The organism is Mangrovitalea sediminis (genome assembly GCF_002514725.1).
GTDB classification, from domain to species: domain Bacteria; phylum Pseudomonadota; class Gammaproteobacteria; order Pseudomonadales; family Oleiphilaceae; genus Mangrovitalea; species Mangrovitalea sediminis.
Map to the genome: position 1 here is coordinate 445419 of NZ_NTLB01000005.1, position 24872 is coordinate 470290.

18 protein-coding genes are annotated in these 24872 nt (G+C 55.2%); 3 read left to right on the forward strand and 15 right to left on the reverse strand.

The features are described from left to right. Positions 1-33: 33 nt before the first annotated feature. The 11 genes from CLR77_RS20515 to CLR77_RS14595 all read right to left on the reverse strand — a co-directional run bounded on the left by CLR77_RS20515 (position 34) and on the right by CLR77_RS14595 (position 15753). Positions 34-2790 (reverse strand): methyl-accepting chemotaxis protein, encoded by a 2757-nt coding sequence (locus CLR77_RS20515; protein WP_097461381.1) that lies wholly within the window; start codon positions 2788-2790, stop codon positions 34-36. A gap of 145 nt (positions 2791-2935) precedes the next feature. Continuing rightward, positions 2936-3448, reverse strand: a complete 513-nt coding sequence (locus CLR77_RS14550) for a chemotaxis protein CheW (RefSeq protein ID WP_097461382.1) — start codon at positions 3446-3448, stop codon at positions 2936-2938. Continuing rightward, a complete protein-coding gene (locus CLR77_RS14555) occupies positions 3445-5478 on the reverse strand; it encodes a chemotaxis protein CheA (RefSeq protein ID WP_097461383.1) in 2034 nt (677 codons plus the stop codon). The genes CLR77_RS14550 and CLR77_RS14555 overlap by 4 nt, the downstream gene beginning before the upstream one ends. A 63-nt stretch (positions 5479-5541) precedes the next feature. Further along, positions 5542-5907 carry a response regulator gene (locus CLR77_RS14560; protein WP_097461384.1) on the reverse strand — a complete coding sequence of 122 codons (366 nt, stop codon included), beginning with the start codon at positions 5905-5907 and terminating at the stop codon, positions 5542-5544. A gap of 63 nt (positions 5908-5970) precedes the next feature. Continuing rightward, positions 5971-7719, reverse strand: a complete 1749-nt coding sequence (locus CLR77_RS14565) for a fused response regulator/phosphatase (protein WP_143269422.1) — start codon at positions 7717-7719, stop codon at positions 5971-5973. Between the two features lie 12 nt (positions 7720-7731). Then, positions 7732-8016 carry an STAS domain-containing protein gene (locus CLR77_RS14570; RefSeq protein ID WP_097461386.1) on the reverse strand — a complete coding sequence of 95 codons (285 nt, stop codon included), beginning with the start codon at positions 8014-8016 and terminating at the stop codon, positions 7732-7734. Between the two features lie 35 nt (positions 8017-8051). Beyond that, on the reverse strand, positions 8052-9218 hold the full coding sequence (locus CLR77_RS14575) for a methyl-accepting chemotaxis protein (protein ID WP_097461387.1): 1167 nt from the start codon (positions 9216-9218) through the stop codon (positions 8052-8054). Positions 9219-9534: 316 nt separating this feature from the next. Next, positions 9535-11997 (reverse strand): EAL domain-containing protein, encoded by a 2463-nt coding sequence (locus CLR77_RS14580; protein ID WP_097461388.1) that lies wholly within the window; start codon positions 11995-11997, stop codon positions 9535-9537. 28 nt (positions 11998-12025) lie between these two features. Continuing rightward, positions 12026-12463 carry a response regulator gene (locus CLR77_RS14585; protein ID WP_097461389.1) on the reverse strand — a complete coding sequence of 146 codons (438 nt, stop codon included), beginning with the start codon at positions 12461-12463 and terminating at the stop codon, positions 12026-12028. After that, positions 12460-14661, reverse strand: coding sequence for a PAS domain S-box protein (locus CLR77_RS14590; RefSeq protein WP_097461390.1), 2202 nt, complete (start codon positions 14659-14661; stop codon positions 12460-12462). Before CLR77_RS14590 ends, CLR77_RS14585 begins: the two co-directional genes overlap by 4 nt. A gap of 267 nt (positions 14662-14928) precedes the next feature. Continuing rightward, positions 14929-15753 carry an amino acid ABC transporter substrate-binding protein gene (locus CLR77_RS14595; RefSeq protein ID WP_143269423.1) on the reverse strand — a complete coding sequence of 275 codons (825 nt, stop codon included), beginning with the start codon at positions 15751-15753 and terminating at the stop codon, positions 14929-14931. Positions 15754-16142: 389 nt separating this feature from the next. Here CLR77_RS14595 and CLR77_RS14600 point away from each other — a divergent pair, with 389 nt between their 5' ends. Beyond that, positions 16143-17018 (forward strand): MBL fold metallo-hydrolase, encoded by an 876-nt coding sequence (locus CLR77_RS14600; RefSeq protein WP_097461392.1) that lies wholly within the window; start codon positions 16143-16145, stop codon positions 17016-17018. A gap of 14 nt (positions 17019-17032) precedes the next feature. On the opposite strand, the gene CLR77_RS14605 is transcribed toward CLR77_RS14600, so the two are convergent. From CLR77_RS14605 to CLR77_RS14615, 3 genes are read right to left on the reverse strand one after another with little or no spacing between them, the layout of a single operon-like run. After that, positions 17033-17845 (reverse strand): metal ABC transporter permease, encoded by an 813-nt coding sequence (locus tag CLR77_RS14605; protein ID WP_097461393.1) that lies wholly within the window; start codon positions 17843-17845, stop codon positions 17033-17035. Further along, a complete protein-coding gene (locus tag CLR77_RS14610) occupies positions 17832-18656 on the reverse strand; it encodes a metal ABC transporter ATP-binding protein (RefSeq protein WP_097461394.1) in 825 nt (274 codons plus the stop codon). The genes CLR77_RS14605 and CLR77_RS14610 overlap by 14 nt, the downstream gene beginning before the upstream one ends. Further along, positions 18653-19516, reverse strand: coding sequence for a metal ABC transporter solute-binding protein, Zn/Mn family (locus CLR77_RS14615; protein WP_097461395.1), 864 nt, complete (start codon positions 19514-19516; stop codon positions 18653-18655). Before CLR77_RS14615 ends, CLR77_RS14610 begins: the two co-directional genes overlap by 4 nt. A 498-nt stretch (positions 19517-20014) precedes the next feature. On the opposite strand from CLR77_RS14615, the gene CLR77_RS14620 reads away from it, so the two are divergent. Further along, entirely contained in the window at positions 20015-21196 is a 1182-nt protein-coding gene (locus CLR77_RS14620; protein WP_097461396.1) for an efflux RND transporter periplasmic adaptor subunit, read from the forward strand. A 10-nt stretch (positions 21197-21206) separates the two neighbouring features. Beyond that, positions 21207-24365 (forward strand): efflux RND transporter permease subunit, encoded by a 3159-nt coding sequence (locus CLR77_RS14625; protein WP_097461397.1) that lies wholly within the window; start codon positions 21207-21209, stop codon positions 24363-24365. Positions 24366-24437: 72 nt separating this feature from the next. Here the strand turns inward: CLR77_RS14625 and CLR77_RS14630 are convergent, their stop codons facing one another. After that, complete coding sequence (locus CLR77_RS14630) at positions 24438-24872, reverse strand: PGDYG domain-containing protein (protein WP_097461398.1); 435 nt, start codon at positions 24870-24872, stop codon at positions 24438-24440.

Below are 24872 nucleotides of genomic sequence, written 5' to 3' on the forward strand. Positions count from 1 at the left end.
ACGGAGCTTGCCACCGCTCAACCTTTCCGGCCTCTAGAACTGCTCCCAATCGTCCTCATCTTCCGGCAATTGCGGCGTATCCATTGGCGATGGTTTTACACCATGTGTCTGAAGGCGACTGACGGTCCCTTTGGCCGGTTTGGCCGCCGTCTTCTGAAGCGCGGGCGGCGTTGCCATCGAGATAACATGTGCCTCCTGTAACCGGAACCGGCTGACCAACCGCTGCAGCGACTCGACTTGCGATTGCTGGCTTTCAGCGGCGGCGGCAGCTTCTTCGACCAGGGCTGCATTCTGTTGCGTCATCTCGTCCATCTGGTTGACGGCCGTGGAGACGTTTTCAATACCTTTGGACTGTTCGACTGACGCGGCAGAGATTTCGGCGTTGATATCGCTGACACGTTTCACGGCCGTCACGATATCGTGCATCGTTTCGCCGGCCTGAGTCGCCAGCTGATTGCCGTTCTCGATTTTTTCCACCGAGGCCGATATCAACGCCTTGATATCTTTTGCCGCATTTGCGGAACGTTGCGCAAGATTACGGACCTCTGATGCAACGACCGCAAATCCCCGGCCTTGATCGCCTGCCCGGGCCGCCTCGACAGCGGCGTTGAGCGCCAGGATATTGGTCTGGAACGCGATGCTATCGATGACGCCAATGATTTCGGCGATTTTCTGCGCCGAGGTGTTGATATCATTCATCGTCGACACAACCTGTTCCACCAGCTGGCCACCATCCTGGGCAACCTGCGTGGCCTGCGACGAAAGGGTGTTGGCCTGACGGGCATTATCCGAATTCTGTTTAACCGTGGACGTCAACTGCTCCATGCTGGAGGCGGTTTCCTCCAGGCTGGAAGCCTGCTCCTCCGTGCGCGAGGACAGATCGCTGTTGCCCTGCGCAATTTCCCGGGCGGCCGTTGCAATGGTGTCGGAGGATGAGCGGATTTCACCCAACATTTCCGATAACCGGGCGGCCGTATCGTTGCAATAACGCTTCAGCTCGCCAAAGGTTCCCTGATAATCGTCCTCGATCAGTTCCGTCAGGTTGCCCTTGGAAATCTCGCTCAGTACACGCGCCACATCGTTGAGACCTTTGTCCGCTGTCGAGACCAGTTGGTTGAGGCCTTTGGCGATCTCCAGGAAGAAACCTTCCTTGTTCTCCATGTCAATGCGGGTGGCGAAGTTCCCGCCGGCAGCCGCAGAAACCAGCGCCGACACCTCCTCCCCAGCCCGCACTTCAGCAGTACGATCGACCCACTCTACGACAGCCCCCAGGCGCTCACCGTCAGCATTGATCACCGGACTCGCTGCCAGACCAAAGTGACAGTCGCCTACGCGGATTTGCGTCCGATACGTCGTTGTGAAGGTGGAAAGCAGTTTTCGCTGATGCTCGGGATTCTGATGGAAATTGTCGATATTCGTGCCCAGGAGATCTTTGGCATTGAAACTCGGAATCTCCTTCTTGAAGACCGACTCCCGGTGTTTCAGCATTTCCTCGACGGACTTGTTCAGGTAAATGATGTTCCGCTCGTTATCGGCGATCATCAGGTTCGTGGAAACGTTGTCCAGCGCGATGCGAATTCGCAGGTTTTCCGCCGAGATCGCCCGTTCTCGAGTGATATTTTCGGACAGTTTGGCCCGCATATCGTCCAGTCCCTGTAAAAGGACGGACATTTCATTCGAGCCGACAGGTCTCGGTGCATGCTGTTCGAAGTCGCCGTCCGCGATACGTTTGGCTGACGCCACTGCCGCGCTGAGCGGACGCGTGACGCTCCTGGTAATTAACAAGATACAGCCGACAAGGACGATAACAATCACGATCAGCGTGATGCTCAGGTGCAAATGATCGGTTTCCATGCGGGCGATCTGCTGATTGGCCGCATCGATATAGAACTGCCAGAGCTGGTCCTGAACACGGGTGAGCGTGCCAATGGCTTGCGTGGTGGCCTGCCAGAAAGCACCCGCGTCTTCTTTCCGGTTCTTCTGGAGCAAAGCCTTACTGTCCTGTATTGCGCCCATATCGGTGCGAGCCGACAACGAGAGCGCCTTCAGCCGATCGCCGTTTTCGGTATTGCCTTTTTCCTCCTGAGCCTGAGCAGCCAACGACAGGGAATTCGACACCATCTTTCCCTGGGCGTCAGCCCGGGAAGCGAGGCTGTCAATCCGGGCCATGTTTGGCGCATTTTCGTTGTTGGTAGACAGGACCATCATGCCTCGGGCGCGGTACTGCCCAAGGGTTTCGATAAGGGGTTCCAGCTTATTGAAGGTGGCATCGTAGAGATAATGCGTTGCAGCGGAGGGATCCAGGAGGATGCCGCTATCCTTCGCCATCCGGTCCCCCAGCACGAACACATCGCGAACCAAATCCGTTTGCCGGGCAAAACTGTCCGTATCGCTTATCGCTTTGTTTTGCACACTGGAACTCAAGGTTTCGAAGTTCTGGCGGATCCGGTCGATCTCCCGCTGCAGGTTCGGATGCTGTTTGATAAAAGCGGTATCCGACAGCCGGCTGAACGCAGACAGGACATCATTTCGAGGCCCATCGATCGTCTTTGGGTCATCGGTACCTGAAAGAATGCCGACAGATCGCCCCCGGTGGGCCCTCATTGCGGACGCCAGCTGAACGTCGGCTCGTAGGGCCGGGACACCCAAGAGCACGTTCTTTTCGAATTCAATTTTGGCGCTTTCCCCCCGCCACAGTTGTGTCATGGGGTAAGACAATGCCAACAGGGCCAGAATCCCGATCGAGAAAAGCTTTGTTCGAATGCCAATACTGTTCAGGAACGCTTTCATGCCAGACCTCACATGCAAGGTAGTCAGGAAAGGGCGTCAACCTCGTTCAGAACCGCGCAGAGGGGTTGGCGTCCATGTCTTACTCCTGTCCATCACGGGTGTGTCAAAACCGGTACCGCCTTCGTCCGGTCGGGGTTTACAAAAATCAATGGGGCTCTGTCAGGGATGATTCGCTGACCTGATCCATGAGCCCTATCTCATCGCTGCTAATCAGGCGTTCGATATCGATGACGACAACCATGCTCTCCCCGACCGATGCCAATCCCAGTAGGTAGCGACTGTCGAAGGAGACACCAAACTCAGGAGCAGGACGCACATCCTCCTTCCCCAGCGTTATTACATCCGATACAGCGTCCACGACAACGCCCACATACCGGCTGTTGATCTGCAACACGATAACTATGGTGAATTCGTTATAGGTCACGTCACCGATATCGAATTTCATGCGCAGGTCGATGATAGGAACGATATCCCCCCTGAGATTGATAACGCCTTTGATAAAAGCGGGCGCGTTGGCAATCTTGGTCACCGCGTCGTAACCCCGGATTTCCTTGACCTTGAGGATGTCGAGCGCATAGTGCTCGGTACCCAGCGTGAAGGTCAGAAACTCCTGGCCGTTCTCGCTCGATACGGCTGCTGTAAGCTGATCTTCGTTCATACTGTGCTAGCCTCCATCGTCTCCGATGAAATCGCGTGTTCCGCCAATGCCTCGATATCCAGAATCAGCGCAACGCCCCCGTCTCCCAGAATTGTCGCGCCTGCCACCCCTGACACCCGCCGGTAGTGCTGCTCAAGACTTTTGATAACGACCTGCTGCTGCCCGACCAACTCGTCGACTTGCAGCGCAAAACGACGTCGCCCCGCTTCGACCAAAACCATGATGCTATGCTCCGCATCCAGGGTTCCTTTCTCGACCTGCATGACGGCCCCAAGGGCGACGACGGGCCAATAGTGATTGCGTACGGAAAGGAGTTTGTCCTGGCCCGCCAATGTCTTGATTGAGCCCGCGTCCGGCGCCATCGACTCAATGATATTGACCAGCGGAATAATGAACGTCTGATCCCCGGCCAGCACGCAGAGTCCGTCCACGATGGCCAGTGTCAGCGGCAGGTGAATCGAGAAGGTCGTTCCCTGCCCCTTAGCCGATAAGATATCCAGGCGCCCCCCAAGCGCCTCGATATTGCGCTTGACGACATCCATGCCCACACCCCGCCCGGATACCTCGGTGACAACGGTAGCCGTGGAAAAGCCAGGAGCCATGATCAACTGCCAGACATCTCTGTCCGAGGGATTGTCGGGTAGCGGCAGGCCCCGCTGTATCGCTTTGTCGATGATTTTTTCGCGGTCCAGGCCGCCGCCATCGTCAGCGACTTCGATGACCACATTCCCGCCTTGTTGCAGCGCCCTCAAGACGACATTTCCCTTTTCAGGTTTTCCGGCGGCCTTACGGGCTTCGCGGGTTTCTATACCGTGGTCGACGCTGTTGCGCACGAGATGGGTCAACGGATCGACAAGCTTTTCGATCAACCCCTTATCCAACTCTGTTTCACTGCCTTCAACGATGAGGTCTATCGATTTGCCCAGCTTTCCCGCCAGATCCCGGACCACCCGCGGGAAACGACTGAACGCAAAGGAAATGGGCAACATCCGCACCGACATCACCGATTCCTGCAGCTCTCGTGTATTCCGTACCAACTCGCCCAACACCCTTTCAAGGCGTTCGCCATTGTGCCCCTCCACGTCCTTGCAGATATCCAGTAGCATCGATTGGGTAATCACCAGTTCGCCAACCAGATTGATCAATTGGTCGACCTTCAACGTGTCCACCCGAATCGATGTAGATTCGTGAGACGATCGCTTTTCCCTCCCCAGGGATTTCTCAGCCGACGTTTTAGAAGGCCCACCAGAGGTTTTTGGCACCGGTGGCGATACACTTTTTTGATGGCCAACCGCACTCTCGGCCTCGCCGTCTCCCGCATTACCTGGCGCCTCCCGATCGGCTTTCGGGGGAATGCCTTTCGTGGGATGCGCTATTGAGTCGGAGCCTGCCGCAGCAGCCCCACCTTCCTCGCCAAAGAAGCCAAATCCGGGGCCCGATTCGGGCGCAACGGGAGACGCCCCTGAGGGCAACTCGTCAAAAAAACCGAAACCTTCATCTATAGGCGCCGCGGCGGTGTCAGGTTCGAAAAATCCAAAACCGTCGTCTTCAGTGGGCTGGGGTTTCGCCGGGAAGAAACCATACCCGACGGTTTCCGGCGGTGTGGAACCGACATCTGGCTCTTCAACGGGCGCGCCGTCATGAGATTTAAGTACCTTTTCCAGGGCTTCCGTTGCCTGGTTCACCTCCGTCCAGGGTATCGATTCGCCGCCCCGATAAGCCCCCAGGATGGTTCTTAAGGTGTCGCCGGTCCTGAGCAGGATTTCGACAAGGTCGCTCTCAAGCGCCATTTCCCGCGCCCGCACCTTATCCAGCAGGTTCTCCATGACATGGGTGACTACCCCCAAGGCATCGAAACCGAAGATTCCACTGCCCCCTTTTATGGAGTGGGCCGCCCTGAAAATGCTGTCCAAATCATCGGCGGAGGGCGACTCAAGATCGACCTGCATAAGAATCCGTTCCATTTCGTCGAGGTGCTCTGCACTCTCTTCGAAAAAGCTGTCATGGAACTGGCGCATGTCTATGCTCATGTCGTCCCTCCTTGGGAGCCGGTTAACCGCGAAACCGGAAGGGCCTGTTAAACCATCGCTGTTCTATTTGAGAACCTTGGCGGCAACTTCCAGCAACTTTGCCGGATCGAATGGCTTAACCATCCACCCCGTCGCACCTACAGCCCGGCCCTGAGCTTTCATTGCATCGCTGGCTTCTGTCGTGAGAACGACAATAGGTGTCCGTCCGAATGCAGCCATTCCCCTCAGGCTTTTTATCAACGTCAGACCGTCCATATTGGGCATGTTCTGGTCAGTAAGAACGAAATCAAAACGATTGGATTGGCAGGCTGCGAGCGCCTTTTGCCCATCGCTCGCCGTCGTCACCTGATACCCGGCGGACTTCAGGGTCACCTCGACCATCTGCCGTACGGATGCAGAATCGTCGACTACTAGGATGTGCTTACTCATAATGCTGACCTTCCCTTCGTTACAGACCTTAAAGGCTGTTTTCAACGGCACAGGCGTGCCGCCTCACAGCGACACGCACGCAATGATGTTGTTACCGGGCGATCGAATTTCCAACGATGCACAGAGCCTTCGGAGCAACTGCAGACCTCGCCCGGAAACTCGGGTAAGTGCATCGTCGCCCTCTTCTCCCATATCAAAACCGGTTCCTGAATCGATAACCTGAATAAGCAAAAGCCCCGGCGCTTCGGGTGAATTCCATGCCATCTTTAGCGACACCCGGTCCTTTTCAGTCAGTTCTCTGACTCTGGATTCCCGTTCCTCGGCATAAGCAAGAAAACCCGATTCCTGTTCCTTAAGACTGGAGTCAAGTCTCAGCACACCATGGTCTATCGCGTTTGAAACCAGCTCTGTCACAACGGTCATGACTTTTGCCATGGGCTCGTTTGGTAAATCCAGTTGCTGCATCACCCCGCTACATAAAGCCGGCATGCTGACTTTGGCTAATTGTGGCCCCGACAAAACCACGTTATAGACAAAGGGAGACCGGGGAATCTCGGGTGACCATTCACCGGTAGGAGACCTTTCGACAGTCTGTTGGGATGCCTCCCAAAACACCTTGGGTGCCAGCGAGCAACAGGATATGTCGTCGTGAAACTTCTCCTTCCCGGCAAACGCGAAAAGTGCATTAAACACATTGTTGACGGCGTCTTCAGGATCCGGCATCAGCGCGGACTCAAGCCTGTCTCGGGAAAAGGGTTCGCCATCGGCATTTGGCTGCTCGGTAAGACCATCGCTGTAGAAGAACCAATACCCCTCGTCCGTCAAAGCGTGTGTTTCGACCGATACATCGAAATGACGGTCGTCCAGAATACCCAACGCCATATGGCGCGAAGGAAATTGGTGCTCTATGACGCCTGTCTTACTGACCTTCATCAAGGGCGGCATGCCGCCGTTCCAAAGCCGGACCTCCGATCGATTGACATCCATTTCAATGGCAATGGCACCGACAAAACGGTCTGGAGGTGTATCTCGTAGTAGACGCTTGTTCAGTTCGAAGAGAATCTGCTGTAGCGAAAATCCCTTCGCAGCCATCGTTGTGAAGGTGGTCGCCACCGGAAGTAAGGTGATAGCCGCAGATAACCCGTGCCCGGTAGCATCGACCAACATCACGTAGGCTTGCCCAACAGGGCCTTTGGCCCGCAGTATCAAGTCTCCGCTAAATGCCCGAGAAGAAGACGAAGCGGCATAAACACCCGGCAACTCTTTGTACACCCGGCTCACGAGAAAGTCGTAGGTGAATCTTGCCAGTTGCTCTTCACGCGAAGATTCGGCGATCAGCAGCTGCAGGCGTTGGTTCTGAGCATCGATTTTTCGGGTCAACCAGCGCTCGCGCAGGAGCGCTTTCGCCTTTTGTACCAGCAAACCGATACTGAAAGGCTTTATGAGATAGTCCGCAGCGCCTTCCGAAAAGCAGCGATTGATAAAGGACTGATCGTCATTGGAGCTGATAATCACGACTGAGGGCTCATAGGCTTTTTTCATAGCCCCCTTGCCGCGGAACATACCCAGGAAGGTTAAGGCTCCCCCGCCACCGAACTGGTCATTGAGGAGGACAAGGTCGAGCTCTTCCCTATTCGCGACCCAATGCCCGATATCGCGCTTCGAAGAGGCAATCGCAATGTTAAGCGGCAAATCACCTCCGCGATCGTCCTGAACAACGTCCGATTCCAATGCCCCCTTTACCAACAGGCACATCAGCTCGTCATCATCTACGACTAAAACGGAAACTCCACTCCGTAATACGTCTCCCACAGCGCTACCCGACTATGCCAGAGGTATCAGTTTTTGAATGTTGGCTATCTCCAGCGTCTCGCGAACCTGCCCTGTCGCGTTAACGATGGCGACGCCCTTTCCGGCCTCGTCGCATTTCTTTTTCAGCTGGACAAGCATGCCAAGCGCCGAGCTGTCCATATAACGCGTTTTAGCGAGATCCAATGTGATTTTTTTGACGCTGGGTCTTTCCAGGAGCACCTTGCAGGATTCGTGGAACGTGCGGTGATAGCTAAAGTCGAACCGTTCATCTAACCGAATAGTCTCATCAGTACTCACGGTGGTGCTCCTTCACGCAACAGATCAACGGATGGTCAGAACAACTCAATCTCTCCACTACCAATAGACTCGGCACTCACCGGGTTATTTCGCCGGGCAGCCGCCTTCTCCTCAAACCTGGATAACGCCTGTTCCAATGTCGACACGGGGGAGTTCCCCTTTCCCATTCCTTTAAGGGACTGCGTCAGAGGAACCAGTTGTTGCAGGCCTTCAGCACTGTATTGAATGTTTTGCAAAGACATGTCTTCGAACTGAAGCGCCCGAATGGCGTCATTGACACTATTCTCCAGCGTCTCAGCCGATGACTCGATTTCGTGAGCGATTTGACGATCTCTTTCGGCCTTATCCACCAACGCCCTGATCGTCGACTCGACCTCCTTCTTTGCTCCAAGGACGTATGACATATCCTGAGAAGCCACGTCTCCAACCTGAACTTTCAGGCGCTCGAATGCGTCGGCGATATGATGTAACTTCTTTTGAATGGCATCGCTGAATTCAGCAGAGCGTTTGGAAAGGGAGCGGACTTCTTCGGCGACGACGGCAAATCCGCGGCCACTCTCCCCAGCCCGAGCGGCTTCTATGGCAGCATTTAATGCAAGGAGATTGGTTTGAGCCGCAATACCATCTATATCCTTGAGCGCCTTAATGACATCCGGCATGGCGGATGATATCTCTTCGACATATTCAACGAGCCCCATTGCTTCTGAGCTCATTTTTACGGTTGTTTCAACAAACTGGGTCAAAACCCTCGAGGTATTATTGGCGAACCTGGCCATACGCTTTTGCATTTGGTCATCGTCGTGCTCCTCGCTATTTACCTCGTATAATAATGTTTCTATGCTGCTTTTTTGTGTTGAAAGAATACCGTGCAACACATGAAAGGCCGTCGTTAGGGTCGACGACGCATCCTTTTGAATATGTTCGAGATTGTCCAGATTTGCCAGGGTTTCCTGGAGGCGTTCATAAAAGTGGCTACCAATGCCTTCCAGCACACTGGCGAAAGTTCCGGCGCTATCGTCAGCCACCTCATCCGAAGCAGCACTATCATTCTGTTGATATAAAAAATCCTTTTTATAATAGCCATAAATTATAATTACGGCCGCACACAACAGGCTCCCCAGCCATGGAGATACCTCTGTACCGATTACGCCACCTACGACGATCGACACCATTATAATAAACGTCAGATGTAATCGATTCACAGGCGATGGCCTCCCTTCGCATCAGAGACGTTTAAAGGCTCAGCGGCATTTTCTTCCTAAAAATCCCTTAAAAGGCCAAGTGAGCGCATAAGTGCAATTATTCATTTTAGAAATAGTTCAATAGCTACAGCCTAACAAGTAAACACGCGCAGAATCCATAACATCATTGACCGGAATCAGGCCATTGAAAGCCAATAAGCGTCCAAGGATATAATTTTAAATCAAGGTTTATGATTTAGTTCCTTGATTTCAATAAATTCTAAAATTTAAAATTAATCGAAAACCTGTCATTAATTCCAATACAATCGCCACCGGCTCACCGAGAAGGCGTCACACTCAACCCTACCATTTGGCGAAGACGCTCTACGGGCTCGGGGCGGCTGATGTAATATCCCTGGATCAGGTTGCAACCGTTACGTTCAAGAAAACGCAACTGCTCTTCCGTTTCGACTCCTTCTGCCACCACTTCCAGACCCAGCTTGTGCGCAAGGACGATAATAGCCTCAGAAATGGCCGCGTCATTGGCATCATCCGGGAGATCCTTGACGAAGGTCCGATCAATCTTGAGCATGTTCAACGGCAATATCTTGAGATAAGCCATCGAGCTGTAACCGGTGCCGAAATCATCAATCGCTACGCGAACACCCAGTTCATGCAATTCGCGAAGAATCTCTCCGGAGGCTTTAAGGTCCTCCATCAACATCTGCTCGGTGATTTCAAGTTCAAGGGCCTCGGCCGGGAAATCCTCCTCGGCCAAGATCATTCTGACCTGCTCAAGTAATGTCCCACCGGAAAACTGCCGGGCAGACAGGTTAACGGATACCCGGGGGCGGGAATCGATTGTCTTCCACAAGGCCCGGAAATCGATACAGGCCTGACGGAGAACCCAAAGGCCCACCGGTACAATCAGCCCGGTCTCCTCCAATAAGGGAACGAAATCGGCAGGTGACACCAAGCCTCGCTGGGGATGTTGCCAGCGCAACAATGCCTCCATACCAACGACTGTTCCGGTGCAAAGGTCGATCTGAGGTTGATAGTGCAGGACGAATTCCTGCCGGGCGAGCGCCCAATGCAGCTCCGACTCCAGAGACAGAAGCTCGTGGCGCCGTTCATTCATTGCCGGCGCATAAAACCGGTATTCTCTCCCCCCCTTCGACTTCGCCTGGTACATCGCAGAGTCGGCATTCTGCAACAGCGCTTCCACGGAGGTGCCGTCGTCTGGACAAAACGCAATCCCGGTCGTAAAGGACACGAACAGATCCGTATCGGCGATTCGAAAGGGCCGGTCGAACGCCTGGTGCAAGGTTTCGAGAATGATCAGCACATGATCCGGTTTGACCAGATCGGTAATCACCACGACAAATTCATCCCCACCATACCGGGCCAGAATATCCGAGGGCCGCAAGTGTTGGCGGAGCCTTTCGCCCGCCAACTGCAGCAGCTGATCGCCCGTCGTATGCCCCAGGCTGTCGTTGACCCTTTTAAAGTTGTTCAGGTCAAGAAAAAGGACAGCGGTATAGCCACCCCGGCGCTGGTTTCTATAGATTTCCGTTTCCAGTTTCTCCACGAGCAGCACGCGATTCGCGAGCCCTGTCAGCGTGTCATGAGTGGCTTGATGGTGCAGCTCGGCTTCGAAGCGTTTTCGTTCCGTGATATTGCGCGCAATGGTCGACATATAGGCGACGGACCCGTCGTCCGTGCGGTGCGCCAGGACCAGTTGGGATAGCGATACCCCCAGGCCATCACGGGTTTCAAGGTATGCCTCCCGCTCCCAGACGTCGCTTCTTGCCGCCGCCTGCAGGGCGTCTTTCAACAGTTTTTGCGCCAGCGCTATCGCCTGCTCTTTGCTCGAGGGATAATCACCAACAGCCAGGTTTGACGACCCAAGCAGCTCAACTCCGGCGCGGTTCAGGTACAGGATCTCGCCCCGCTCGTCGCTGATGGCGACGATGTCCGTTGTCGCTTCGATAATGGCCTGCAGGCGCGCCTGGGTTTCCTCCGCGATAACCTTTTCTGTGACATCCCGACTGGTGGAGACAAAGTGGGTGATTTCACCCTGGTCATTGATGAGCGGCGCGATAAGCGTCTCTTCGAAATAGATTTCGCCGTTTTTGCGACGGTTCGTGATCGTGTCGCGAAAAATATTTTCTTTCAGGATGGTGTTCCAAAGGCGCGAGTAATACTCCGGCCCATGTTGTCCCGATTTCAGGAATGAGGGGCTTTGTCCGAGAACCTCTTCCGAGCTATAGCCGGTCAGGACTTCGAATGCGGGATTGACGTATTCGATCAATCCCTGCTTATCGGTGATAAAAACACTTTCGGCGGCCTGCTCAACCACCTGCGACAATTTGCGAAGAAGTTCTTCCGCCAAGCGGTGCTTGCGACGGGTTTGAGCGTCCGCCAATGCCTTTTCAATGGCCGGAGGCAGCCTGGACAGGTCCCCCTTGATCACGTAGTCCTGCGCACCGGCCTGCATCGCGGTGACAGCAGCCTTTTCCCCTATCGTGCCTGAAACAAAGATGAAGGGGACTTCCTTGTTCAGCGAACGAACGATTTTCAATGCCTCAGGTCCACTAAACTGGGGCATCGTGTAGTCCGACAGGATCAGGTCCCATTGACGCTCTGCCAGCGCACGCTTTAAACCGGATTCCGTGTCAGTCCGAATCCATTGAAGCTTGTAACCTTTACCCGTCAGATAGGCCACAACCAGCAATGCGTCGTCTTCGGAGTCTTCCAGGATAAGAACATTGAGCTCAGCTCGTTCAGCTGCCATTTCCATCTAGCACTCTCCAAGCGTCCGTAACTCGCTAACCTTGTGCCGGCTCATTCAGTAATAGCCAGTACATTCCCAGTTGCTGGGTGGCTCTAACGAACTCGTCGAAATCGACGGGCTTCCTGACATAGCTGTTGGCGCCAAGCGAATAGGCTTTCAGCCGATCCTCCTGTTCCCGTGATGAGGTCAGCACCACAACAGGGATATACGCTGTCGACGCGTTCGCGCGAAGCTGGCGCAGGACTTCCAGACCATCCACCTTGGGAAGCTTCAGGTCCAGGAGGACCAGTGTTGGCACCTCTTGCTCCGCCCTTTTTTCATGCGGCCCCCGGGCCAGAAGGTAATCCAGGGCTTCCGCTCCATCTCGCAGTACGACAACCCGATTGCCGATCTTATTCGCCGCCAAGGCATGTAGCGTCAACGCCTCATCGTCGGGATTGTCCTCCACCAGCAGAATCACCTTGTCGTTCATGAATTCACCTCCGCTTCCCTCAGGGTGAAGTAAAAGGTGGCCCCTTGCCCTATTGCAGCAACAGCCCATATGCGACCACCCAATTTGTGGATAATACGTTGTACAGTAGCAAGTCCGATTCCTGTTCCTGGAAAATCGGATGAACTGTGTAGACGCTGGAAAGCGCCAAACAGCTTGTCGGCGTAGGTCATATCAAAGCCTGCGCCGTTGTCTTTAACGAAATAGACCCGCTCTCCGTCCTTGATTTCTGTGCCGACAGACACGATCGGCTCGTCAGTCTTGGACGAAAACTTGAAGGCATTTCCCAACAGGTTTTCCAATGCAACACGCAGCAACCGCCCATCGCTGTTCACCCGCATTTCGGGTTCGACCTTGAAGGTCACCGCTCTTTCAGGGTACTGCTCAGCAATTCCGGCAAAAACACTCCCAGCCAACGCCGTAAGGTCCACATTTTCGTTATGGATTTCCGCGCGAGTAATTCGTGAGAGGTTCAACAAATCGTCGATCAACTCGCCCATGCGCTGGGCTCCGCGACGCACACGGTCCAGATAGTCCTTATGCTGAGGCGAAAGCGAGTCTCCGAGTTCGGATACCAGGATATTACTGAACCCGTCGATAGCCCGAAGCGGCGTCCTGAGATCGTGCGACACGGAATAGCTAAAGGCTTCCAACTCCCGGTTGACGACCATCAGCTCGCCGTTCTGCAGCGCCAGAGACTCGTTGAGATGCTTGATCTGACGGTCGATCAGCCGTTGTTCGGTGACATCTCTAATGGCGCTGAACACAAGGACATCCTCTCCCATGGGAACCGGACTCAGACTGATTTCGACGGGAAACAGACTGCCGTCCTTTCTCCGGGCATGCAGATCCAGCCCCGCGCCCATGGGGCGTGTTCTGGGCATGGAGAGGTATTCCGAGCGGTGGGAGACGTGTTGCGACGCGATTTCCTTCGGCACCAGAACCTCAATCGGTTTGCCGAGCAATTCGTCCTTGTCGTAACCAAAAGCCTGCTGGGCTCGGGCATTTGCCAACACGATATGCCCGGACTTGTCGATAATGACAATGGCGTCCGGAGCCGCCTCAAGTAGGGACCTAAAGGTGGACTCGCTGGCGCGCAGCTTTTCCTCGGCCAGATGCCTTCGGACCACGGCCCGGGAAAACATGGCGGCGGCTATGCCAAGGACCAGCGCCATGCCCGAAAAGGATACAAGAAACTTATGCCGAAGCCGGTGCTCCCCGACAGCGACATAGGTCGAAGGCAACATGGACACCACATACCAGTGGGCCAGCCGTTTGCCCTGGGTATTGGTGCTGGCAGGCACATCGTTTCCGATATGGTTGATTGGGAAAATCTTTGATGCCGTGTAGATATTCCGGTGATCGACATACTGACCTATACCCGGACCGTTGGCGATCTCGCGCCATACCTCAGGGAACCTGGCCGCCAGGGTCCTGGATTGGCCATTGTCATACATAAATGCCCAATCATCCCCCGGAGCGCCACCGTATAGCCAATAACCGTTGGCATTCAAAAGCCATACTTTGCCCGGCTCATTGACTGAAATCCGATCAAGATTCTGAAGGATTTCCTTACCCATGAAATTCAGGACAATCACGCCTTTGACCTGCCCATTATCATCAGTGACCGGCGTGACGAAACGGATCATCGGTTTGATAGGCTGCTCGATCTTGCCGTGCTCAATGTTAAGGTCGAAAGGCGAGACATAAACCTGACCGCGGGACAGCGCCAGGCCATTTTTGACGTAATACCGAGAAAGTTTGTTTTGCAGATGGGCGTGATCGACGATAACGGGATGCCCCTGATCCCAGTTAACGCGTATTTTTTCCTGGCCATCAACGCCAATCAAACGCAGTTGGTCATAACGCTGCTTGTTTTTGACGAAGGCCAGGAAGGTATTCGCAAGCGGCTGCTGTGATGAGGGCTTTTCGTTTTCCGGCCAGCCCTGCAGCTCGGCTTGGGCGGCAAGAAACAACAGGTCTGACCGAACAGACGCGAGGGTGCTGGACAACGACGTACTAACAAGCTGAACTGCCTTCCGCTGCTCCGACAGGAGAACGGATCGACTCGCGCTATCCTGGGCCTGAAAGAGCAGCCATGTGATTGCCGCAGCCAAGAGTAAAAGCGGAGTCCACGCTACCCAAAAATAGAACCACCTTGTTCGATATTCCCTGCGCATACCCAGCAAGCTCCATTCCTTGCTACTGAGTGTAAAAACCTTACGCTTCCAAGCGCTCAAGTATTTTCGTAGACATATACCTTCTATCGACAGTAATTATAGTTCAGATTTTGATCGCGCCATGCCCATCCGACAATTTCTTCACAAGAATTCACAACCTCTTGAAAAGAATAAAACATTATTTATCAATAAAATATAAATTCGCTACTGACGCCGACCTGGCACGCACATTGGCCGATTCTGACGTGGATCCTGTACCCCTGGGGCTTACTGCAAAGGAGAATTATAGGTGCAGTACTGCCTCTGCGAGCTCACACTGATCGACTGAGTCGCGGTTCCCAAGCTGGCCAGCATTCTCGAGTCAACCTGCGGATCGAACCAGAGTTTCTTGTCGGAGAAAGGTGTCTGAGCTGACAGGTCGGGATTGGGAATAAAGAAGATTCTCCGCTGACGCAAACGAGCTCTCTCGATATCCTTGCCGAAGTAGGCGTAGAACAGGCGATCGAAGGAACCATCCTTCTGCATGGCACGCAAACCGGCTTCGATCTGGCTCGCCAGCTTGGGTCGCTTGGGCGTCACAAAAAAATAGGTCGGCAACGGGATATACAGCATTACTGACGGATCTACCATCAGATCGGGGAAAACACCCTGATGGGCTTTCAGCTCACTGTAGGCCTCATTGATGCCGCGTCCAAACGTTGTGAAACGCCCTTGCTCCAGCATCCGGAAAAGCCCTTCGTAGTTCGAGCCGGTGATCACGTTAAAACCCGCACGGGCCATAATCGATGCGGTGGACCACTGACCACCCGACCCAGTGGGCATTGCCATGAGGTCGTCGAGCGTTCTTACCTCGCGCATGCGGCTCTCGTTCTCCCTTTTTATCAGGAAAACACGGTACCCCTGTATGCCCTTGCGGATAGGAATCCGTATGGGAATCAACTTCTGCTCCCAATGCGGTTTGGGCGCTTCAGCCACAACCTGTACCAGATCCCCCTTCAGGAGCTCCTGGAAAAGCCGGTCTCTGGACATGGTATATCGCGAGCAACGAACTTCCTTGATGCCATAGGTCCCCGAGACCTCCGCGAGTGCCATACGTAGGAGCTCCTGCGGATACTCATAACGCGTATCGTGCACTGAATAAGGGCGATTGATAAGAACAATAGGAGCGTTATCGGTTTCCGCGCTGGCCGGGAGAACAGTGGAGTAAAGAAGAATCCCAAATAATAGGAGAGCAATAGCCGGTTTCATGCCCATTTCCTTTTCCATAGACCGCACGATGGCCGTCAATCATTCCTTTCTTCGACGATTAGGGGCACAGGCAAGACGTCGTCGAAGTATCCTTAAGCACGATAAACCTTAAACTACCCTAGTCCCCAGGCCCTACCGGAATCAATCTATTCTTTGAGGATATTGTCGTGAAATCGTCACCTTTTTCACAGCCGACATCCACTAACATGACGAAAACCTCTAGAGAACGCCCCATGCTCAAACAGCTGATCGGTATCAGACGGCCACACGCAGCCTGGTTCGAGAAAAGCTCCGACGAACCGGGAGATGGGCTATCGCTACGCTATTTAGGGACAGCAGGATTCGTACTGAGTTCACCCGAGCGCACCCTGGTACTGGATCCCTTTCTTACAAGGCCGGACCTGACCACAACCTTGCTGCGTCCATTAAGGGTCAACGCCGAACTGCTCCGTCGGCATATCCCTCATGCCGATGATGTCGTTGTCGGGCACGCTCATTACGATCACGTATTGGACGCACCGGAGCTTTGTCGGCAAACCGGCGCGCGGTTGGTGGGATCGAGCGCTGTATGCATGGTGGGTCGAGCCGCCGGACTGCCGGAATCGCAGCTGTTGGAAACCAGAGGCAACGAGGATATTGAGTCGGGCCCCTGGACGTTACGGGGATTACCTTCTCGGCACGGAAAAGTCTTTATGGGACGGGTAGCGCTGGCAGGTGACATAACCCGACCACCCCCCTGGCCACCGCGAGTAAGTCACCTGCGGCATGGTCAGGTATTGAACTGGTGGGTCGACACAGGTGGACTCAGGATTCTTCACGTCGATTCAGCGGACTTCATCAATGAAGAACTCGATCAATGCCAAGCAGACATCGTTTGTCTTTGCGCCATCGGACGCCACGCCCGCCCCAACTATGTACGGGACATCGTCGATAGGGTGCGTCCTAAATGGATAGTGCCCTGTCACTGGGACACCATGATGACCCCCTACGAGCAGGAACCGGAATGCCTGCCCGGAGTGGACCTCCCCGGTTTTATAGACGAAATCCGACAGGCGGGTGTCACGCCCATCGTACTTCCCATGCGCGGACAATACCGATTCCCCGCCTAACCCGCCATCGAGCCTCAGGCCGCTTTCCGAGCCCCATCCAACAGGAACGACGGCAGCAAACGGCTGATCAGGTACAGCAGTGCCGCTAAGGCGCTAATCCAGAAGCTGACAGGCCAGTCCGTCAGATAGGCGGCAGTAATGCCTCCCCACGTGACCAGCAATGCCAGCGGTATCGACAACAGGACGGCGAACCAGATCCGGCAGGTCAGACGGGCCGCGGCTGCCGGAGGTGCGATCAGCAACGAGAGTAAAAGTAGTATGCCCACGACCTGCACCGCTTCGGCGACGGCGACTGCCACGATCGCCAGAAACAACATCGCCATCAGCGCAGGCGAGACACCTTTTGACTCCGCCATATCCGGGTCCAGAGACACCGCCAGCAAAGGGCGGGCAATCACGCCCAACGCGATCAGGCTCAACGCACCCAGCACGGCCAGGATCACCAGAGCCTCAGGCGTAATCCCCAGGACATTACCAAATAGCAGTGCCGTCCCCTGCCGGGCATACGATGTGTAGAAGTGCAGGAAGAGTGTCCCTAAACCCAGGGAAAGCGCCAGGACAATACCGATCGCAACATCGCGCTGACGCACACGATCTCCCAGTCGCCCCATGACCACGCCACCGGTAACCGTCAGGGTCAACAGACCCCAGATAGGATTCAACCCGAAAAGGATCGCGCCTGTGGCGCCGGCAAAACCAATATGGGAAAGTGCATGACCCGCAAAGATTTCACGCCTGAGCACCATAAAATAGCCGATGGGACCGACGACGATGGAAACGATCAATCCCGCCAGAAACGCCGTGCGCATGAAATCATAGGCAAACATGATGCGCTCCCGATTCTGCCGCCACGCCCGATTCAGCAGAAACGACAAAATAATGGCCGGCGGTATGTACTACTTCTATTGGCATTCCATACAGGCGCGACAGCACCGGGCCGGTAACGATATCGTTCACCGCCCCGATCGCCGCCTGCCCCCCGCCGAGATAAAGCACGCGGTCAAGCGCGCCCAATAATGGATTGATTTCGTGTGACGTAAACAGCACCGTGACCGAACGTCGCTTTTGGATACCCTTGATCAGGGCAACCACATTGGCCTGATGACGCGGGTCGAGGCTGACGAGAGGTTCATCGAGTAGCAAGAGCCTTGGATTGCCTAACAGTGCCTGTGCAAGCAAAAGACGTTGTCGCTCGCCGCCGGACAGCGCCGAAAGCGGACGCTGAGCCAGGTGCTCACCTTCGACCAAGCAAATGGCCTCATCGATCTCGCGCTTGTCGGCCCCGCGATAGATGGGCAGCCCCCAGCGCGACGGATGTTGGGCACTGGCAACGAAGTCCCAGGCACGAATGTCGGCATCCAACAGGTCTGCCCGCATTTGGGGAAGATAGCCTATCAGGCGATCCGCTTTTCTGGGCCGGGCGCCGAACACCTGAATGTTGCCGGTGACCTCGGGTAGCAACCCCAGTATGGCGCGGAATAAGGTGGACTTGCCCGCGCCGTTCGGTCCGAGGACACCAATAAACTCGCCCTGACGAATACTGAAATCAACCCTATCGAGCACAACATGCCCATTACGACGCAGCGTAACACCTTCCAGCATGATCGCAGGTACGGTGCTCCCGGCTTCACTGTTCAACGAAATTGCTCCAATGCCTTCTCCAGGCGGTCAAGTTGCGACTGCATCCAATGCACGTAATCCTGATCCGTCGGCTCTGTTTCCGTTACACCAACAACCGGTACGCCCGACTTCTTCGCCAAGGCGAGAAAATGGGCCGTCGTGGAGTCCGTCACCTGACGGTTGTAGATAAGAGCCGCCACCTTGCGCTGACGAAGATCACCTTCGAGCGCCGCAACCTCTGAGGCGCCCGGTTCGACATTATTCATTACAGCCAACTGAAAGCCTGTATTGCGCATCGATAATCCCAGGCTGTCAGCCATATAGCCGAATACCGGTTCCGTCGCTGTCACTGGCGTACCGTGAAAACGCTGGCGCATGGTATGGATCTGATTTTCCAGGGGGCGCATTTTAGCGCGGAATTGCTCCAGGTTATGAGCAAATTCCTTCCGGTGAACAGGGTCGACCTGGGAAAGCCGCTCAGCCACGTCCTGAGCTACAGCCTGAATGTTCTTTGGATCGTACCAAAGGTGAGGATTTGCCCCACTTTTCGCGCCAACCAAGGCTGACACCAGCAGCAGTTGGCGTCTTTTCGACGGACTTCCGCCGATCAACTTATTAGCCCAGGGGTCGTAATCAGCGCCATTGACAATCACCAGATCGGCCTTGGCCAAAGCAACGGCAATGGATGGACTCGCCTCAAACATGTGTGGGTCCTGATTCGGGTCCTTGAGAATACTGGTGACCACAACCTCATCGCCGCCGATCTGCTGGGCGATGTTACCGTACACATTTTCGGCAGCCACTATCCGCACAGCCGCATGGCCATAACCGGCCACGAGAATCAGAATGAAGCCAACCAGCCTTGTCAGACGTTTCATGAATGGGCATATCCTAATCACGAGGGATGGTGTTGCGAGACTGCGCTCAGAGAACAAATGTTATGTTATAACATAATTACCTTTCAACCCATTTCCCCAAAAGTGCTTTCTCGACGAAAAGGAATCCCGACGGGTAAGAAAGAATAGGTGTCGCACAGGATGCGCCTTTGGCGCAAAATAACGAAAAGCTCTCATCTGCCTGCGCCAACAGGCTCCAAGAAAACCTAATTCGCTGTGCAATGGAGATTTCACAAAGAGACTCTCGCTCCATCATGCTGTATCCGTGTTGCCCACCTGCTTTAGATCGAGCCCGATGCCAACCCGGCATGGCGAGGATTCAAACGACGATAGTAACCCCGAAATGCCTCTACCAATGATATAGTTGCTTTTCCAACTATAATGCACCTTACGATTAACGTAAGGTACTGCTTTTATTGTCGATGTGCCGTCGTCACTGTCCTTCCTGATCAGAAGTGTTTACAAGGGAGTTATTCATTTATGAGTCTGCTCAACAAGCGATTGATCTTACCCTTGGCGACGCTCCTTCTCGTCACGGCATGCAGCAAGGAACAAAGTTCCCAGAATTCACAGGCCTCCCGGCCGCCGCCCCAGGTCAATGTCGTCGTCGTACATCAGCAATCGGTTCCGGTAACACGGGACCTCGTCGGCCGTCTCGCGGCGACCCGCGTTGCTGAAGTTCGCGCGCGCGTCACCGGCATTGTCCTCAAGCGCACCTACACCGAAGGCACCTACGTTAAGCAGGGGCAGCAGCTTTTCCAGATTGATCCTGCGCCGCTGCAGGCATCGCTGCACGTTCAGGAAGCGGCCCTGGCCCAGGCGCAGGCGTCAGCCGCCAACGCTGCTCGTATTGCAAAACGATATGAAGGCCTGAATAAGAAGGGACTGATCTCCCCTCAGGACCTGGACAATGCGTTGTCGACTGAGCGGACGACCGCAGCCGCAGTCAAACAGGCTGAAGCCAATGTCGAACTGGCGCGACTCAACCTGAGTTATGCCTCCGTCACGGCACCCATCTCAGGACAGGTCGAAACCGCAATGGTTACTGAAGGTGCCCTGGTCAGCCAAAGCAGTGCCACCCAGATGACGACGATCGAACAGATCGATCCGATTTACGTCAATTTCAGCCTCCCCTCGGCCGATCTGCGTATCCTGGATCAGTCCCGAAAACTGACCGGCAATACCCAGACCGATATCGGCAAGGTTTCACTCGCCTTCCCGGACGGCACAGCCTATCCGAAACAGGGCGTCGTCAATTACCTCGATCTGGCGGTCAATCCGGATACCGGAACCGTATCCCTGCGTGGCACGGTGCCCAACCCGGACCGGCAACTTCTGCCCGGAATGTTTATGAAAGTGCATTTCACGGTCGGCGCCGTACAGGATGCCTTCCTGCTACCGCAGGCGTCCGTGTTACGCGATGGCCAAGGCGCTTACGTCCTGACCGTCGGGACTGACGGAAAAGTCGCCCAGGTGCGGGTCGATACCCACACGCTGAAGGGCGCTACCTGGGTGGTCACCAGCAAGACGCTTCACAATGGCGACAAGGTCATCGTGTCGGGTCTGCAGAAAGTCCAGCCCGGCGAGAAAGCCAACGCCACAGTAGTAAAAGACAATCAGGACGGGGCCTCAGCATCCGCGTCGACAGAATCACGGTCCTGAGGAGTTCCTGATGCCAAGTTTCTTTATCGACAGGCCAATATTTGCCTGGGTGGTCGCCCTGCTGATAACGCTGGGAGGGACGATATCCATTTTCAAGCTGCCGATCTCCGCGTATCCCCAGATCGCGCCACCGCAGGTGTCTATCAGCGCCTCCTATCCAGGCGCCAGTGCAGCCGTTGTTGAGAAGACGGTTACGTCCGTCATCGAACAACAGCTGACGGGTATCGATAACCTCCTGTATTTCGACTCGACGTCGCGATCGAACGGCAGCGTACAAATCACGTTAACCTTCGAGAACGGCACGGACCCGGATATCGCTGCCGTACAGGTGCAGAACCGGGTTAGCGTTGCTCAGCCGCGCCTACCCTCTGAGGTGGTGCAGAGCGGCATAAAAGTCGCCAAATCGAACAGCGACTTTTTGATGGTTATCGCATTGAAATCGGATAACCCCGCCTACGACAGCCATGCACTGGATAACCTCATCGCCGGCCAGGTACTGGATCCGATCCAGCGACTGCCGGGTGTCGGCAGCGCTACGCAGTTCGGCTCGGAATACGCCATGCGGATCTGGCTCGACCCGAACAAGTTGCATGGCTACGGCATCAGTGCCTCCGAGGTATTGAGTGCGGTTAAAGCCCAGAACGTTCAGTTTGCAGCGGGCTCTATCGGTGCTGACCCTGCGCCGACCGGCCAGGGTATTACGGCGTCTGTTACTGCCTCCAGTCGCTTCACTACGCCAGAGCAGTTCGCCAATATCATCCTGCGCACCAACTCCGACGGCAGCACCGTGCGCCTGAAGGACGTCGCTCGGATTGAACTGGGCGCGGCTTCCTATGGGAAACAGGCCTACCTGGACGGAAAACCCATTGCCGGATTTGCCGTACAACTGTCGCCCGGTGCCAATGCGCTGAAAGTGGCGCAATCCGTGCGGGACAAGATGAAGCAGTTGCAGGAATACTTACCCAAAGGTGTGACCTGGCTATCGCCTTATGACACGACCACCTTCATCAGTACGTCGATAAAGGAAGTGGCGGAAACCCTGGTGATCGCTGTCGTACTCGTGTTCATCGTCATCCTGCTGTTTCTGGAAAACCTCCGGGCAACCTTAATACCGACACTGGTCGTCCCCGTTGCCATTACCGGTGCTTTCGCCGGCATGTATATGGTCGGTTTTTCGATCAATGTCCTGACCCTCTTCGCCCTGGTGCTGGCGATCGGCCTGGTGGTGGATGATGCTATCGTCGTGGTGGAGAACGTCGAACGGATCATGACTGAAGAAGGGCTGCCGCCCAAGGAAGCGGCCCGGAAGGCCATGGGACAGATTACCGGCGCTATCGTGGCCATTACAGTGGTTCTGGCGGCGGTGTTCGTGCCAATCGCACTGGTCGGCGGCAGCGTCGGCGTCATCTATCGCCAGTTCGCACTGACCATCGCCATTTCCATGGGCCTCTCCGCCATCATGGCACTGAGTTTCACACCCGCTTTGTGCGCTTCGCTACTCAAGCCCGTTCATGGTAAAGGCAACTGGTTCTCCCGTGGTTTCAACCGCAGTTACGACAGTGTCAGCCGTGGCTACATGGGCACCGTCAAGCGCCTTATTCGACGCCTTCCCATCATGATGGTGATATGGCTGCTGCTCGGCGGCTACTGCTACTACCAGTTTACCCGCCTGCCAACCAGCTTTGTGCCGTCGGAAGATCAGGGGTACGCGCTGGCCATCGTGCAGTTACCGCCCGGGGCCACCATCAGTCGCACGACCAAGGTCCTCGGCCAGATGGAGACGGTCCTGCAAAAGAATTCGGCAGTCTACCAGGTGCTGGACGTGGCGGGCTTCAGTTTCATTGGTCAGGGCGAAAACGTCGGCCTCGGTTTTATCCGCCTGAAACCCTGGGGTGAGCGCAAAAAACCGAGCGAGCAGATAGGTCCCTTTATCCAATGGGCCAATGGTGCGCTTCAGAGTATCAAAGGCGCCCGAATCTTTGTGGTCAATCTGCCGGCGATACGTGGCCTGGGTCGATTTGGCGGCTTCGACTTCCAACTGGAAGACCGTGCTGGCCTCGGCCACGATGCGCTCATCAATGCCCGCAACAAACTACTTGCGGCTGCGGCCAAGAACCCCAATCTTTATGGCGTTCGCCCGAACCAAATGGAAGACGCGCCGGAAGTCACGATGCATGTGGACCGGGTTCAGGCCGAGTCCATGGGACTGTCGCTCACCGATATCTATGACGCGATCCACCTGATGCTTGCACCTGTTTATGCGAACGATTTCAGCTACAAGGGACGGGTACTCAAAGTGTTGCTGGAAGCGGAAGCGAAGGATCGTCGGAGCCCGGAGGACCTTTCCCACTACTATGTGCCCAGCTCTTCCGGCGGGATCGACAAGATGGTTCCATTGAGCAGTGTCGTATCGTCCCACTGGGCCCTGGCGCCGCCGGCATTGTCCCGCTACAACGGCTATGGAGCCATTCAGATCAACGGCGCCCCCTCACCGGGTCATAGCTCGGGCCAAGCCATGCAGGCGATGGAAAATATCGTGACCAAGGATCTGCCCTCTGGAATCGGATTCGAATGGTCGGGACAGTCGTTGCAGGAAATCATCTCCGGCCAGCAGGCTCCCATCCTCTTCGGCCTATCGATCCTGGTCGTGTTCCTCTGCCTGTCGGCACTGTACGAGAGCTGGTCGATTCCGGTCGCAGTGCTGATGGTTGTACCGCTAGGGGTGCTTGGTGCCGTGATGTTTACCAGCCTTCGTGGGCTGGATAACGACATCTACTTCAAGGTGGGTCTGATTACCGTCATCGGCCTGTCTGCCAAAAACGCCATCCTGATCATCGAGTTTGCGAATACCATGCGTAAACAGGGGGTCGGGTTACTGGAAGCGACTATTCAAGCCTGCCGTATGCGGTTTCGGCCGATCCTGATGACCTCGATTGCCTTTGTGTTCGGTGTATTGCCCCTGGCCATATCCAGCGGTGCTGGCGCCAATAGCCGCCATGCCATTGGAACCGGGGTCATGGGTGGGATGATCGGCGCGACGGTTCTTGGCGTTTTCTTCATCCCCGCCTTCTATGTATTTGTCCGCCGCATCCTCGGCGACAAATCCGACGGCACGGACGACGATGCGGGAACACCGGAACCCCCCGTCGTTAAAGAAGAACCACACTAAACCAAAGCCCATCGAAAAAGGCCGGCACCGAATATCGGTGCCGGCCTTTTTGATGCCGAACTACCCCCTGGATCAATCGACCAACAATCGATAGACCGCTTCGAAGCGCTCATGGTCGACCACGCCGAAATCCCCGGGCGCGTATTGCAGGAACCAATCACCGGCTTTGCCCCGCAAGACATCGCCACCCTCACTCCGGGCAACGGTAAAGGGCTCGCTGATCTGCTTGGCTAAAACCGGGATCGGACGATTACGGTAATGACCCGGCTGCCCCGGTTCCAGCGGTGGAACGGGCTCATATTTGGCATCAAAGCGGTCTCGTGATACCGTCCAGCGCACTCCGGTCGATCCCGTGATCAGTGCGTCACCGGGCAAGTAGCGATTAGGGCCTTCCTGACTGACCAGTTCCCCCTCTTCGGTGGCAAAAACCACGCTGACCGTTTCTCGCTTGATGTATTCACGGCTTTCCGGATCGCGGCGTAGATCCGACGGAAAAAGCTGGCTCAT

Bases quoted from the DNA above. Each gene is read 5' to 3' on its own strand.
- CLR77_RS20515 (WP_097461381.1), bottom strand. From the start codon at position 2,790: ATGAAAGCGTTCCTGAACAGTATTGGCATTCGAACAAAGCTTTTCTCG.
- CLR77_RS14550 (WP_097461382.1), bottom strand. From the start codon at position 3,448: ATGAACGAAGATCAGCTTACAGCAGCCGTATCGAGCGAGAACGGCCAG.
- CLR77_RS14555 (WP_097461383.1), bottom strand. From the start codon at position 5,478: ATGAGCATAGACATGCGCCAGTTCCATGACAGCTTTTTCGAAGAGAGT.
- CLR77_RS14560 (WP_097461384.1), bottom strand. From the start codon at position 5,907: ATGAGTAAGCACATCCTAGTAGTCGACGATTCTGCATCCGTACGGCAG.
- CLR77_RS14580 (WP_097461388.1), bottom strand. From the start codon at position 11,997: ATGGAAATGGCAGCTGAACGAGCTGAGCTCAATGTTCTTATCCTGGAA.
- CLR77_RS14585 (WP_097461389.1), bottom strand. From the start codon at position 12,463: ATGAACGACAAGGTGATTCTGCTGGTGGAGGACAATCCCGACGATGAG.
- CLR77_RS14590 (WP_097461390.1), bottom strand. From the start codon at position 14,661: ATGCGCAGGGAATATCGAACAAGGTGGTTCTATTTTTGGGTAGCGTGG.
- CLR77_RS14595 (WP_143269423.1), bottom strand. From the start codon at position 15,753: ATGGCACTCGCGGAGGTCTCGGGGACCTATGGCATCAAGGAAGTTCGT.
- CLR77_RS14600 (WP_097461392.1), top strand. From the start codon at position 16,143: ATGCTCAAACAGCTGATCGGTATCAGACGGCCACACGCAGCCTGGTTC.
- CLR77_RS14605 (WP_097461393.1), bottom strand. From the start codon at position 17,845: ATGTTTGCCTATGATTTCATGCGCACGGCGTTTCTGGCGGGATTGATC.
- CLR77_RS14615 (WP_097461395.1), bottom strand. From the start codon at position 19,516: ATGAAACGTCTGACAAGGCTGGTTGGCTTCATTCTGATTCTCGTGGCC.
- CLR77_RS14620 (WP_097461396.1), top strand. From the start codon at position 20,015: ATGAGTCTGCTCAACAAGCGATTGATCTTACCCTTGGCGACGCTCCTT.
- CLR77_RS14625 (WP_097461397.1), top strand. From the start codon at position 21,207: ATGCCAAGTTTCTTTATCGACAGGCCAATATTTGCCTGGGTGGTCGCC.
- CLR77_RS14630 (WP_097461398.1), bottom strand. From the start codon at position 24,872: ATGAGCCAGCTTTTTCCGTCGGATCTACGCCGCGATCCGGAAAGCCGT.